Raw genomic sequence first — 14,404 nt, 5'->3', positions numbered from 1 at the left:
ACCCTTCTGACTGGCGCCTAGCTTGGTTGCCGAGGGATTGGGGCGATGGTCGTCCTCTCCCATTTCGTAACTTCGCTCAAGGGACTGAAGACATGAAGCTGCGCAAGAACATTCGCTCATTGACCCAAAACGAAAAAAACAACTTCGTCGCCGCCTGCCTCCAGCTCAAACAGTCAGGCCAATACGACGAGTATGTGCACCTGCATCATCAGGTCATGAAGCCCACAGTGTTGCCACATGAACCAAACGACCCAAACTACCGCAATGGTGCTCACCGTGGGCCTTCATTCCTGCCATGGCACCGGGCATTTTTGCTGAAGTTCGAAAATGACCTTCAGGTGATTAACCCTTCCATCACGGTTCCGTACTGGAACTGGACCGAAGATGCCGCCGATCCGCTCAACTCTCCGGTGTGGGCTGAGGATTTTATGGGCGGTAATGGTGTTGAAGGCGATGACTGGCGTGTCGCAACCGGTCGGTTTGCCTTTAAGCACGGACAATGGCCCGTTCCCTCCTATCCGGATGACGATTTGCCAGGTCCTGGTTTGAAGCGCCAGTTCGGGCTGGTCGTGAACTCATTGCCGACACCGCAAGATCTGCAAATGGCGTTGCGTGAAAGTCTTTACGACACACCGCCCTATGATTCCGGACCAACTGTGCGCGGTTTCCGAAATCGTCTGGAAGGCTGGATCACACAGCGCGGCGATCCGCAGGTAACCACGGCGGGTTCACAACTGCATAATCGCGTCCACCTCTGGGTGGGCGGCAATATGCTGCCGATGACGTCTCCGGATGATCCAGTGTTCTTCTTGCATCACTGCTTTGTCGACAAAGTGTGGGCAGACTGGCAGTCGCTGATGCTACAGAGCAACGAACGTTGGGCGCCGCATTACGCGCCGCTGGTCAATGGTCCGAAAGGACATAACTACGATGATGTGCTTGAGCCGTTTGTGCAGTCTGCTCGGAGTGTGAGCGATATCACTGACTTGGGGTATGAGTATGAGTATGAGACGCCACGTCTGATCCTCGATCATGTGAAGCATCGGTCTCCTTTTCACGACTGATGCTGGCACCGGGTGGCGGAGTGAATGCCTGGCTTATGCGGCAGGTATTCACACCGTAACCGGCTATAGCTCAAGCTGCCCGGAGGAGATTCCGAAGGCCTTGCGTAACGTACTGCGCATAGGGAATGACCACGAAGACCGGTTTGCCCTCGGCATCATTGATGATTTGGATGTCAGTAGGTGCGTTCATGGTTCTGGAAATATAAGTCTTATATTAGATTTTTAGATCTTTGCTTCTATTCCCCGTCCGGCCAATCCTCGATGTTGGTCGGCATGTTTCTTGGTTTCAAAGTTACTCCTGCCCAATCGACTCCAGAAACTCCGACCGTTCATCACTCATCCGCGCCACGCAGTCATTTTGCGCAATCTTGAACGCCTTGCTGCCCGCCGTCGCCGGGAAAGCCTCCACCGCGCAATCCGCATCCCGCGTCTTCAGCCACTGCTGCTGGGCGGTTTTGAGTTTGGCGGTGATGTCGGCCAGTTGCGCCGGATTCTTGCCGTACGCCGTTTGCATGCGTTCGGTAAGGCTGGCGTAGTTGTCCTTGAGCAGGTCTTCGGCGGTGGTGCGGCTGTAGGTCGAGCATTCCAGGGTCTGGATGTCGTTTTCGACGGCGTCGCACGGGTTGTTGTCGGACTCTTCGGCGGCGTGTACGCCGGTCGCAATCAGGGCCAAAGCCAGGAAGATCGATTTCATTGATGTCGCCGCTCTTATCCAGTGGTGTTTGCAAGATGCGCCAGATTCTGGCTTAAGCGAGCAGGCTTGAACAGGTGGCCGTTCGGGGCGGTTAGTGACCCTTTGTCGCGGATTGACGCTTTCGGCAATTCCCCTGTCGTTTTTGCACCCGGTCGCCCCCGCACCGAGGCATATGCTGGCCCCAAAGCGCCGGCAGACGATTCGGCGCATGAATCGCCAATAAGGGGACGCCTGATGAGCCCAGCCGAATTACACGCCGACAGCATCGTTATCGACGGTCTGATCATTGCCAAATGGAACCGCGAGCTGTTCGAAGACATGCGCAAGGGCGGTCTGACGGCGGCCAACTGCACTGTGTCGGTGTGGGAAGGCTTTCAGGCGACCGTGAACAACATCGCTGCCAGCCAGAAGCTGATCCGCGAAAACAGTGACCTGGTGATGCCGGTGCGCACCACCGCCGACATCCGTCGCGCCAAAGAGCAGGGCAAGACCGGCATCCTGTTCGGCTTCCAGAATGCCCACGCCTTTGAAGACCAGATCGGCTATGTAGAGGTGTTCAAGCAGCTCGGCGTCGGCATCGTGCAGATGTGCTACAACACCCAGAACCTGGTCGGCACCGGTTGCTACGAGCGTGACGGCGGCCTGTCGGGTTTTGGTCGCGAGATCGTCGCCGAGATGAACCGCGTTGGCGTGATGTGCGACCTGTCCCACGTCGGTTCCAAGACCTCCGAGGAAGTCATCCTCGAATCGAAAAAACCGGTCTGCTATTCCCACTGCCTGCCGTCGGGGCTCAAAGAGCACCCGCGCAACAAGTCCGATGAAGAACTCAAGTTCATTGCCGACCACGGTGGTTTCGTCGGCGTGACCATGTTCGCGCCGTTCCTCGCCAAGGGCATCGATTCGACCATCGACGACTACGCCGAAGCCATCGAATACGTGATGAACATTGTCGGCGAAGATTCCATCGGTATCGGCACCGACTTCACTCAGGGCCATGGCCAGGACTTCTTCGAATACCTGACCCACGACAAGGGCTACGCCCGTCGTCTGACCAGCTTCGGCAAGATCATCAACCCGCTGGGCATCCGCACCGTCGGCGAGTTCCCGAACCTGACCGAAACCCTGCTCAAACGCGGCCACTCCGAGCGCGTGGTGCGCAAGATCATGGGCGAGAACTGGGTGAACGTCCTGAAGGACGTCTGGGGCGAATAAGCCACCGCACTTCTGAATCCTTTCCCTCGGCCGTCCGCGCCGAGGGCAACACACCAATTTTTCTGGAGTTAAGTTTCCATGGCCAAGATCGCCCCGCAATTGCCAATCGAAGTCGACAGCGAGACCGGTGTCTGGACCTCAGACGCCCTGCCAATGCTGTACGTGCCGCGCCACTTTTTCGTCAACAACCACATGGGCATCGAGGAAGTGCTGGGCGCCGACGCCTACGCCGAAATTCTCTACAAGGCCGGCTACAAATCCGCCTGGCACTGGTGTGAAAAAGAAGCTGAATGCCACGGCCTGGAAGGCGGCGCGGTGTTCGAACACTACATGAAACGCCTGTCGCAGCGCGGCTGGGGCCTGTTCAAGATCCAGGACATCGACCTCGACAAAGGCACCGCCAGCGTCAAGCTCGAACACTCGGCGTTCGTCTACGTCTACGGCAAGGTCGGGCGCAAGGTCGACTACATGTTCACCGGCTGGTTTGCCGGCGCCATGGATCAGATTCTGCAAGCCCGTGGCAGCAACATCCGCACCGTGGCCGAACAAGTCTACGGTGGCTCCGAAGAAGGCCACGATGACGGCCTGTTCACCGTCAAGCCGTTGTAAGTCGAGGAACCCGCCATGGCTTTCGAAGCAATGTTCCAGCCGATCCAGATCGGCAAACTGACCATCCGCAACCGCGTGCTCAGCACTGCGCACGCCGAGGTCTACGCGACTGACGGTGGCATGACCACCGACCGGTACGTCAAGTATTACGAAGAGAAAGCCAAGGGCGGCATCGGCCTGGCGATCTGTGGCGGTTCGTCCGTGGTCGCCATCGACAGCCCGCAGGAATGGTGGAGTTCGGTGAACCTGTCCACCGATCGCATCATTCCGCACTTCCAGAATCTGGCCGACGCCATGCACAAGCACGGCGCCAAGATCATGATCCAGATTACTCACATGGGTCGTCGCTCGCGTTGGGACGGCTTCAACTGGCCGACCCTGATGTCGCCATCGGGCATCCGTGAACCGGTGCACCGCGCGACCTGCAAAACCATCGAGCCGGAAGAAATCTGGCGGGTGATCGGCAACTACGCTCAGGCCGCGCGTCGGGCCAAGGCCGGTGGGCTTGACGGCGTTGAGCTGTCCGCCGTGCACCAGCACATGATTGACCAGTTCTGGAGCCCGCGCGTCAACAAGCGCACCGACGAATGGGGTGGCACCTTCGAAGGCCGGATGAAGTTCGGTCTGGAAGTCTTGAAAGCCGTGCGCGCCGAGGTCGGTGACGACTTCTGCGTGGGCATGCGTATCTGCGGTGACGAGTTCCACCCGGACGGCTTGTCCCACGAAGACATGAAGCAGATCGCCAAGTATTACGACGACAGCGGCATGCTCGACTTTATCGGTGTGGTGGGCTCGGGTTGTGACACTCACAACACCCTGGCCAACGTGATCCCCAACATGAGTTATCCACCGGAGCCTTTCCTGCATCTGGCGGCCGGGATCAAGGAAGTGGTCAAGGTGCCAGTGCTCCACGCACAGAACATCAAGGACCCCAACCAGGCCACGCGGATTCTTGAGGGGGGTTACGTCGACATGGTCGGCATGACCCGTGCGCACATCGCTGACCCGCACCTGATCGCCAAGATCAAGATGGGCCAGATCGACCAGATCAAACAGTGCGTCGGCGCCAACTATTGCATCGATCGCCAGTATCAAGGTCTGGACGTGTTGTGTATCCAGAATGCTGCAACGTCCCGTGAATACATGGGCGTGCCGCACATCATCGAGAAATCCACCGGACCGAAACGCAAGGTTGTGGTGGTCGGTGCCGGCCCTGCCGGGATGGAAGCGGCGCGCGTGGCGGCCGAACGTGGCCACGACGTGACCCTGTTCGAGAAGAAGGAATTCATCGGCGGGCAGATCACCACGGCGTCGAAAGCGCCGCAACGTGACCAGATCGCCGGCATTACCCGCTGGTTCCAACTGGAACTGGCACGACTGAAAGTCGACCTGCGTCTGGGCACCGCTGCCGATGCAGCGGCCATCATGGACCTGCGTCCGGACGTGGTCGTACTGGCAGTGGGCGGGCATCCGTTCCTGGAGCAGAACGAACACTGGGGCGCCGCCGAAGGGCTGGTGGTCAGCAGTTGGGACGTGCTCGACGGCAAGGTTGCGCCGGGCAAGAACGTGCTGGTCTACGACACCATTTGCGAGTTCACCGGGATGTCGGTCGCCGACTTCCTCGCCGACAAGGGCAGCCAGGTCGAAATCGTCACCGACGACATCAAACCGGGCGTGGCCATCGGCGGTACGTCGTTCCCGACCTACTACCGCAGCATGTACCCGAAAGAAGTGATCATGACCGGCGACATGATGCTGGAGAAGGTCTACCGCGAAGGCGACAAACTCGTCGCGGTGCTGGAGAACGAATACACCGGTGCCAAAGAGGAGCGGGTGGTCGATCAGGTGGTGGTGGAAAACGGCGTACGTCCGGACGAGGAAATCTACTACGCGCTCAAAGAGGGCTCGCGCAACAAGGGGCAGATCGACGTCGAAGCGTTGTTCGCGATCCAGCCGCAGCCATCGCTGAGCACCACCGGTGACGGCTACTTGCTGTTCCGCATCGGCGATTGCGTGGCGCAGCGTAATACCCACGCCGCCATTTATGACGCCCTGCGGCTCTGCAAGGATTTCTGACGGCGAGCACAAAACCCTGTGGGAACGGGCTTGCTCGCGAATGCATTCTGTCAGTTCGACATGAGCTGACTGATCCAGCGCTTTCGCGAGCAAGCCCGCTCCCACATTAATGCAGACCGTGTTTCTCCAGGCTGTACTGGTGGGAGCTTCACCTATGTTGAACACCCTTCTTCCAATCCTGTTGTTCGCAGCCCTGGGCCTCGGTGTCCTCGGCGCGTTGCGGCGGGTAGCGATGTGGCGTCGTGGCCGGGCCTCTAAGGTCGACCTGATCGGCGGCCTGTTTGCCATGCCCAAGCGCTATATGGTCGATCTGCACCATGTGGTGGCGCGGGACAAATACATCGCCAACACCCACGTCGCCACGGCGGGTGGCGCGGTGGCGTCGATCGTGCTGGCGATTCTGGTACACGGTTTCGGCCTGCATAACCGCATTCTCGGGTATGCCTTGCTGCTGATGACGGCCGTGATGTTCGTCGGTGCGATCTTCGTTTACCTGCGTCGGCGCAATCCGCCGGCACGGTTGTCGAAAGGCCCGTGGATGCGCCTGCCGAAAAGCCTGCTGGCGTTCTCGGCGTCGTTCTTCCTGGTGACCTTGCCGGTGGCCGGGATTCTCCCGGAGAACTTCGGCGGCTGGATTTTGGCGGTGATTCTCGGCGTCGGTGTGCTGTGGGGCGTGTCGGAATTGTTCTTCGGCATGACCTGGGGCGGGCCGATGAAGCACGCTTTCGCCGGTGCCCTGCACCTGGCCTGGCACCGCCGCGCCGAGCGCTTTGGTGGTGGCCGTTCCACCGGTTTGAAACCTCTGGATCTGAATGATCCAACTGCGCCACTGGGCGTGGAAAAACCCAAGGATTTCACCTGGAACCAGTTGCTCGGTTTCGACGCCTGCGTGCAGTGCGGCAAGTGCGAAGCAGCCTGTCCGGCCTTCGCCGCCGGCCAACCGCTGAACCCGAAAAAACTGATTCAGGACATGGTCGTCGGCCTTGCCGGCGGCACTGACGCCAAATTCGCTGGCAGCCCTTATCCGGGTAAACCGGTCGGCGAACACAGCGGCAATGCGCATCAACCGATCGTCAACGGTCTGGTCGATGCCGAAACCCTGTGGTCGTGCACCACCTGCCGCGCCTGCGTCGAGGAGTGCCCGATGATGATCGAGCACGTCGACGCCATCGTCGACATGCGCCGTCACCTTACGCTGGAAAAAGGCGCCACCCCGAACAAGGGCGCCGAAGTCCTGGAAAACCTGATCGCTACCGATAACCCCGGCGGTTTCGCTCCGGGCGGGCGGATGAACTGGGCGGCGGATCTGAACCTCAATCTGTTGAGCGACAAGACATCCACCGACGTGTTGTTCTGGGTCGGCGACGGTGCTTTCGACATGCGCAACCAGCGCACCTTGCGTGCGTTCGTCAAAGTGCTGAAAGCGGCCAGGGTCGACTTCGCGGTGTTGGGCCTGGAAGAGCGCGACAGCGGCGACGTGGCTCGGCGTTTAGGCGATGAAGCGACCTTCCAGTTGCTCGCCAAACGCAACATCCAGACCCTGGCCAAATACCGCTTCAACCGCATCGTCACCTGCGATCCGCACAGTTTCCATGTGCTGAAAAACGAATACGGCGCCTTCGATGGCAACTACCTCGTGCAGCATCACAGCACTTACATGGCCGAAATCATCCAGGCCGGCGCGCTCAACCTCGGTCAGCACAAAGGCAACAGCGTGACTTATCACGATCCGTGCTACCTGGGCCGCTACAACGGCGAGTACGAGGCGCCGCGTGAAGTGCTGCGTGCCCTCGGTATCGAAGTCAAAGAGATGCAACGTTCCGGCTTCCGTTCGCGTTGCTGCGGCGGCGGTGGCGGCGCGCCGATCACTGATATTCCGGGCAAACAGCGGATTCCCGACATGCGCATGGAAGACATCCGCGAAACCGGCGCCGAACTGGTGGCCGTGGGTTGTCCACAGTGCACGGCGATGCTCGAAGGCGTGGTCGAACCGCGTCCGTTGATCAAGGACATCGCCGAACTGGTGGCCGACGCGCTGCTCGAAGATGCCGCGCCAGGCAAGCCGACTACGCCGGCCAAACGTGAACCAGCGGAGGCCCACTGATGAGCGACATTATCCGCCGCGACCCACGCGCCGAATGGATTGCCCGTAACCGTCTGCACCCGCTGCACGCGGCCATGCAACCGGCGCAACATAGCTGGATGGGCCCAAACGGCGTCATCCGCAAGAACCTGCATGGCATCGGTTTTATCGGGCCGAACGGCCTCAAACGCATCGACCGCAGCGGCGCGCAGCAGGGCGGGGCGGTCAAACGTTCGGCCACGGTTGAAGTGCAATTGCCGCTGCACCAGGTACCGGCCCCGGCGTTCTACATCAGCGTGGTGCCGGACATGGTCGGCGGCCGTTTAAGCAGTCACGACCGCGACCTGCTTGGCCTCGCTCATCAATTGGCCGGCAACGACGGCGCGGTGCTGGCCGTGGTGTTTGGCGAACACAAGGAAAACACCTTCGCCACCGCGGGCGTCGATCGCTTGCTGGTGCTGGAAGGCGACCAGTTCAGCGGTTATGCACCGGAGCAACGGGTGCAGGGCTTGCGCGCTGTGGATAACCAGTTCAGTCCACGTCATTGGTTGTTGCCGGACAGCCGCACGGGTGGCGGCGAGCTCGGTCGGCGTTTTGCCGCCGCCTTGGGTGAGCGCCCGGCGACACGGGTGTGGCAGGTCAAGGATCAGGCGTGTATCGGCCGTGCCGGCGCAGGCCTGCAAGACCTGGCACGCCCGGTCGCACGCTTGATTCTGGCCTCGGCCGAATGTGCCGAACCGGTCAGCGAAACCCGTCATGAGGCCTTGCCGGTGGAGTTATCCACAACCGTTGCGCGCAGCCTGTCGCGCATCGAGGATCTGGGCGCGGTGGCGGTCGATCCGGCGGCGATTCCGATGGCCGAAGCGGAGTTCATCTTCTCTGGCGGCAACGGCGTCAAAGACTGGCAACTGTTCCACCAGACGGCCGCCGCCCTCGGCGCCACCGAAGGTGCATCACGGGTCGCGGTGGACGACGGCTTCATGGCGCGCGACCGCCAGGTCGGTGCGTCCGGCACCTGGGTTACGGCACGGGTTTACGTGGCCGTGGGGATTTCCGGGGCGATCCAGCACCTGCAGGGCATCGGCGCCTGCGACAAAGTGGTGGCGATCAACCTTGATCCCGGTTGCGACATGATCAAACGTGCCGACCTGTCGGTGATCGGCGAAAGCGCGCAGATTCTTCAGGCCTTGATCGCGGCGGTTGAGGCTTACCGCAACGACGCCAAGCGCGATGCGGCTTAAGGAACGGCTATGAACACAAAAATCATCAGTTTGGTTTCAATCGGCGCCCACCCGACCTCCGGCCGGCCACGCCGCGCCGAACAGGACGCACGCGCCGTGGAGCTGGGCCTGCAACTGGCTGGGGATAACCTGCAAGTGCTGCATGCCGGCGATGTTGCGGAACCGGCGTTGCGCGCCTATCTGGGCATGGGGCTTACACAGATGCATGTGCTGGAACAACCCGAGGGCGCCGATGCACTGCCCGCCCTGACCGCGTACCTGCGCGATGCCGGCGCGCAGGTGGTACTGACCGGCAGTCAGGCGGAAACCGGCGAAGGTTCGGGGATGTTGCCGTTTCTGCTGGCCGAGGGTTTGGGCTGGCCATTGGTGGTCGGGCTGGCGCAGGTCGAGTCGATCAATGACGGCTCGGCGCTGGTGCTGCAAGCCTTGCCCCGTGGGCAGCGGCGGCGGTTGAAGGTGAAGCTGCCGTTTCTGGCGACTGTGGATAACGCTGCACCGAAACCTCGGCAAAGCGCTTATGGTCCGGCGCGCCGTGGCGTGTTGAACGCCGAAGACGTGGAAGTGCTGGACGACGAACTGCTGGCCGTCGCCACGCTGCAACCGGCCAAGCCACGGCCCAAACGCTTGAAAGTGATCAAGGCCAAAAGCGGTGCGGACCGGATGAAAGCGGCCACGGCCAAGGCCAGTGGCGGTGGTGGGCAAGTATTGAAAGGTGTCACGGCGCAAGCCGGCGCCGAAGCCATTCTCAAACTCCTGATTGAAGAAGGCGTTGTCCGCTAGCCCCAATCTTCCAGACGCTGGCCCCCTGTGGGAGCGAGCAAGCCCGCTCCCACAGGGGGCCAGCGTTCGTCAAAAAATATTGTCTGCCTGGTGTTTACCCACAATCCCTGTTGGCGGATCTGTGGATAAGGTGTTCGCCCATCCCCACACCGCACGCCAATCAAGCCCTGCAGCCATTCGTTCAAAAAACAACCAGTCTAAGTTGCGGTTTTTTCTGGGTTTTTCCCCTGAATAACTCAGCGAGTTGCCCCCAATCTCTGTTGGCGCTTCTGTGGATAAGATGTTCGCTGTCCGCTGAAGCCTAAACAAACCGTGGCTTGCGAAGATTTGATCAAAAAACAATCAATTCATCCGATTCCACGTAGAACTGCCACGAAAGCCTCGAAATGACACAGCCTCCAGCGCTTTTCCACAGATCGGGCAAAGTTACCCCCGAACTCTGTTGGCGCTTCTGTGGATAACGTGTTCGCCATCCTCTGCAGGCCATGTGAAACGTGGTCTACAAGGATGTGATCAAAAAACGATCAATCTGACGCACAAACCGTGGTTCTGGATAAGTCACGATTTTTCTTCACAAATCAGACAGTTATTTTTCCAGTCATCCACAGTTGTCCCCATTTGCTGTGGGTGGCTGTGTGGATAACTTGTTCGCCAAACCCTGCAAGCCCCGCTGGCTATAGTCCAAATAGCAATTGATCAGATTTCATACAGGTCTAAGCCGTTGCCTTGACTTCGATCCGGCCCCTGTCTTCACTTTGATGGCACAAGGACAGCGACTACTTATCCACATCTGGTTCAGGGAGAACGCCTGATGGATAGCCATCCCCATCGATCAGCCCCCACCCCCCGCAAGTTCTGCGCGCCAGCGCCGCCTTCGTCGCGAAAGCGCTCGGCGCGTCTTGCTGCCCATCAACGCGCTCAGTTGTAGCCGTTAAATCCGCCCAAACCGATGTGCTGTCGCCGGGCTAGCCCGCAGGCCAGGTGCCCGTTCGCCCATTGATTGCAGGCAACCGCAGAGTTGCCCCATCTGCCTGAGAGAGGAACCACCACATGACACGGATCGCAACGCCCATCAGCGAGATCAAGGAACACTACGACGTCATTGTCATTGGCTCCGGTTATGGCGGCGGCATTGCTGCGTCACGCCTGTCCCGTGCCGGTAAGCGCGTGTGTTTGCTGGAGCGAGGCCGGGAAATCCAGCCCGGCGAATACCCCAACACCATGATTGCCGCGACCGAAGAGTTGCAGGTGCACGACCCCGACGGGCATATCGGTTCGCGCACCGGGCTGTTCGACCTGCACGTCAACGCCCAGCAGAACGTGGTGGTCGGTTGTGGATTGGGCGGCACGTCGCTGATCAACGCCAATGTCTCGCTGGAGCCGGAGCCCGGCGTGTTCGATGATCCGCGCTGGCCACAGGCAGTGCGTGAACACCGCGACACGCTGCTCAAGGACGGCTACGCCCGTGCCCGGGAAATGCTCAAACCCAATCCTTATCCGGACACTGCACCCAATCTGCCCAAACTCGACGCCAACAAAAAGTCCGCGGAGTACCTCAAGCAAGGCGCGCATTTCTACAAGCCGCCGATCAACGTGACCTTCGACAAACTGCCGAACAACCTCAACCACGTCGGCGTCGAACAACTGCCGTGCAACCACTGTGGCGATTGCGTCTCGGGCTGTAACAACAAGGCCAAGAACACCACGCTGATGAACTATCTGCCGGACGCCTGGAACCACGGCGCGGAGATTTTCTGTCAGGCCCAAGTGCGACACCTGGAGCGTGACGGCGATGGCTGGATCGTGCACTTCCAGTATCTGGACAGCGGCCGCGAGAAGTTCTCGGCGCCGACGCTGTTCGTGAAGGCCGACATTGTGGTGGTCTCCGCCGGCACGCTGGGCTCCACCGAGATTCTTTTGCGCTCCCGGGACAAAGGCCTGGTGATGTCCGGCCAGCTCGGCGAGAACATGAGCGGCAATGGCGACATCCTGGGCTTCGGCCACAACTGCGAGCAGACCATCAACGGCATCGGTTTCGGCGCGCATCCGGCCAAGGAGTTGCACCCGGTCGGCCCGTGCATCACCTCGATCATCGACATGCGCACCGAGGGCGACTGGCGCAGCCGCATGGTCATTGAGGAAGGCTCGATCCCCGGCGCTCTTGGTCGGCCAATGGTGCCAAGCATGGCCGGGTTCGCCGAGATGATCGGCAAGGCCACCGACGACCGCTTCAGCGCCAAGTTGAAATACAAGGAGCGCGAGGCCGAAAGCTTCCTGCGCGGCCCGTATTACGGCGCGCTGCACAACATGCAGACCTACCTGATCATGAGCCACGACAGTGGCCAGGGGCGGATGGTGCTGGATAACAAGGATCAGTTGCGCATCGACTGGCCAGGCGTCGGCGAACAGGAAAACTTCAAACTCGGCAATGATCGGCTGTATCAGAGCACCAAGGCGCTGGGCGGCGTCTGGGTGGAGAATCCGATCTGGACCAAGCTGCTCAAGCACAGCATCGTCTCGGTGCATCCACTGGGCGGTTGCGTGATGGGCGAGGACGCCGGGCAAGGCGTGGTCAACCACAAGGGCCAGGTGTTCAGCGGTGCTAGTGGCACCGACGTGTACGCCAATCTGTACGTGACTGACGGTGCGGTGATTCCGACCTCGCTGGCGGTCAATCCGCTGCTGACCATCTCCGCCGTCAGTGAACGCAATATGGGCTTGCTCGCCGCTGACCGTGGCTGGCAGATCGATTACACGCTGCCATCCGCACCGAGCAAACAGGTGGCGCCGCCGACCCTTGGCGTGCAGTTTACCGAAACCATGAAGGGCTATTTCTCCCGGGCGTTCACTGCTGCGCAAAGCACCGATCTGAAAGTCTATGAAGCGGCGGCCAAACGCGGCGAGGCAGACAATTCGCCGATCGACTTCACCCTGACCATCACCGCCAACGACCTCAACCGGATGATCAAGGAGCCGGAACACGCCGCGACCATTGTCGGCACGGTCAATGCCTCGGCGCTGTCGCCACAGCCGCTGACCGCTAGCAACGGCGTGTTCAACCTGTTCGAACAATTCGAGGAGCAGGTCGATACGCGCCACATGAAGTACGACATGAAACTGACCGCCGAGGACGGCAGTGACTATTTCTTCAGCGCGTTCAAAACCGTGCCGGAAGACAACGGCGTGCTGAACATCTGGCACGACACCAGCACCCTCTATGTGACGTTGTATCGCGGGCCTGACAAGTCGGGCGAGGTGATCGGCTGCGGGGTGATGCACATTCATCCGACCGATTTCGCCAAGCAGATGACCACCATGAAAGTGCTCAACGCGCGCAACGAGCGCGAGCGCATTGAAGGGCTGGCGCGCTTTGGCAAGTTCTTCGCAGGCATTCTCTGGGAGAGTTATGGCGGGGTGTTTGCCGGTGATATCTACTTCAACCCCGACGCGCCACCACGGCTGAAACGGCCGCTGGATGCGCCATCCCCGGCGGTGCATTTCTTCCCCACCGAGGATGGCGTCGAACTGCGCCTGACTCGCTATCAGGCCGGCAGTAAAGGCCCGGTAATGCTGGTGCATGGTTTGGGTGTGGGTTCGAACATCTTTTCCACCGACACCATTCAGACCAACCTGCTCGAATACCTGTGCAAGCACGATTACGACGTCTGGCTGCTGGATTTTCGCGTGAGCATTCTGCTGCCGGCGAGCAAGAAGGAATGGAACGGCGACCAGATCGCCCAGTACGACTTCAAGGCTGCGATTGCGCAGATTCAACAGCAAACCGCTGCCAAAGACGTGCAATGCGTGGTGCATTGCTATGGCGCGACGACGTTTTTCATGTCGCTGCTGGCCGGGTTGCAGGGTGTGCGCTCGGTGGTCTGTTCGCAGATTGCCGCCGACACGGTGGTTGCCACCGCAACGGGGTTGAAGGCCGGGCTGCACCTGCCGGGAATGCTTGACGCCGTCGGCATCAAATCGATGACGGCTTACGCCGACAGCAAGGAGAACTGGTTCAACAGGCTCTACGACAAGGCCCTCAACGGCTACGCACGGATCGAAGCCCAGGGCTATTGCACCAACCCGGTGTGCCACCGCATCACCTTTATGTACGCGTCGCTGTACCGCCACGACACCCTCAACGAAACCCTGCACGACAACCTGCACGAACTGTTCGGCGAATCGAATATCGAGACTTTCGAGCATCTGGCGCTGATCGTGCGCAAAGGGCATCTGGTGGATTTCAAAGGCAACGATGTGTATATGCCGCACTTTGATCGGTTGACCATGCCGATCTGCTTTATCAGCGGTGCCGACAACCAGTGTTATCTACCGCAAAGCACGCTCAAGACCTATCAGCGCTTGTGTGACCTGCACGGGCCGGATCGCTATAGCCGGCAGGTCGTGCCGGGCTACGGCCACATCGACTGCATGTTCGGCAAGAACGCGGTGGTTGATGTGTATCCGATCATCCTTGAACACCTGGAGAAGACCGCACTCGGTTGACTTGACACCGAGTCGCCCCGTTCGCGAGCAAGCCCGCTCCCACAGGGTTTTGTGTCAGGCACAAGACCAGTGGGTATCCCCCATCCATTGTGGGAGCGGGCTCGCTCGCGAAAGGGGTAGGTCAGGCACTACATCTCTTGGG

The 14,404-nt window shown here is 60.1% G+C and carries 10 protein-coding genes and 1 pseudogene; 8 read left to right on the top strand and 3 right to left on the bottom strand.

What is annotated here, in order from left to right; all coding sequences use genetic code 11:
* The first annotated feature begins 92 nt into the window (after nucleotides 1-92).
* Nucleotides 93-1,064 (top strand): tyrosinase family protein, encoded by a 972-nt coding sequence (locus AACY18_RS05470; RefSeq protein WP_339464475.1) that lies wholly within the window; start codon nucleotides 93-95, stop codon nucleotides 1,062-1,064.
* 100 nt (nucleotides 1,065-1,164) lie between these two features.
* Here the strand turns inward: AACY18_RS05470 and AACY18_RS05465 are convergent.
* Nucleotides 1,165-1,254 (bottom strand): annotated as a pseudogene (locus tag AACY18_RS05465) (helix-turn-helix domain-containing protein); the annotation flags it as partial.
* Nucleotides 1,255-1,356: 102 nt separating this feature from the next.
* Nucleotides 1,357-1,758 (bottom strand): lysozyme inhibitor LprI family protein, encoded by a 402-nt coding sequence (locus tag AACY18_RS05460; protein ID WP_339464473.1) that lies wholly within the window; start codon nucleotides 1,756-1,758, stop codon nucleotides 1,357-1,359.
* A 234-nt stretch (nucleotides 1,759-1,992) separates the two neighbouring features.
* Between AACY18_RS05460 and AACY18_RS05455 the strand changes: the two genes are divergently transcribed.
* From AACY18_RS05455 to etfB, 6 genes are all read left to right on the top strand, one after another.
* On the top strand, nucleotides 1,993-2,970 hold the full coding sequence (locus tag AACY18_RS05455) for a dipeptidase (protein ID WP_194935229.1): 978 nt from the start codon (nucleotides 1,993-1,995) through the stop codon (nucleotides 2,968-2,970).
* Nucleotides 2,971-3,048: 78 nt separating this feature from the next.
* Entirely contained in the window at nucleotides 3,049-3,579 is a 531-nt protein-coding gene (locus AACY18_RS05450; protein ID WP_339464472.1) for a DUF5943 domain-containing protein, read from the top strand.
* Nucleotides 3,580-3,594: 15 nt separating this feature from the next.
* A complete protein-coding gene (dgcA, locus tag AACY18_RS05445) occupies nucleotides 3,595-5,655 on the top strand; it encodes a dimethylglycine demethylation protein DgcA (RefSeq protein WP_339464471.1) in 2,061 nt (686 codons plus the stop codon).
* Nucleotides 5,656-5,809: 154 nt separating this feature from the next.
* The gene (gene dgcB, locus AACY18_RS05440) at nucleotides 5,810-7,759 is read left to right on the top strand and encodes a dimethylglycine demethylation protein DgcB (RefSeq protein ID WP_339464470.1); all 1,950 of its coding nucleotides are present in this window, start codon (nucleotides 5,810-5,812) and stop codon (nucleotides 7,757-7,759) included.
* Nucleotides 7,759-8,979, top strand: coding sequence for an electron transfer flavoprotein subunit alpha (gene etfA, locus AACY18_RS05435; RefSeq protein WP_339430270.1), 1,221 nt, complete (start codon nucleotides 7,759-7,761; stop codon nucleotides 8,977-8,979). Before dgcB ends, etfA begins: the two co-directional genes overlap by 1 nt.
* Before the next feature lie 9 nt (nucleotides 8,980-8,988).
* Nucleotides 8,989-9,759: an electron transfer flavoprotein subunit beta gene (etfB, locus tag AACY18_RS05430; protein WP_339430269.1), complete on the top strand. Its 771-nt coding sequence runs from the start codon at nucleotides 8,989-8,991 to the stop codon at nucleotides 9,757-9,759.
* A 69-nt stretch (nucleotides 9,760-9,828) separates the two neighbouring features.
* Here etfB and AACY18_RS05425 read toward each other — a convergent pair whose 3' ends face one another.
* Nucleotides 9,829-10,101, bottom strand: coding sequence for a hypothetical protein (locus AACY18_RS05425; RefSeq protein WP_339464469.1), 273 nt, complete (start codon nucleotides 10,099-10,101; stop codon nucleotides 9,829-9,831).
* Between the two features lie 708 nt (nucleotides 10,102-10,809).
* On the opposite strand from AACY18_RS05425, the gene AACY18_RS05420 reads away from it, so the two are divergent.
* On the top strand, nucleotides 10,810-14,262 hold the full coding sequence (locus tag AACY18_RS05420; protein ID WP_339430267.1) for a GMC family oxidoreductase N-terminal domain-containing protein: 3,453 nt from the start codon (nucleotides 10,810-10,812) through the stop codon (nucleotides 14,260-14,262).
* The last annotated feature ends 142 nt before the right edge of the window (nucleotides 14,263-14,404 follow it).

The sequence above is a fragment of the Pseudomonas sp. EA_65y_Pfl2_P74 genome (assembly GCF_963970575.1).
Lineage (GTDB): Bacteria > Pseudomonadota > Gammaproteobacteria > Pseudomonadales > Pseudomonadaceae > Aquipseudomonas > Aquipseudomonas baetica_A.
This window is presented reverse-complemented; position numbering and strand designations above follow the sequence as displayed.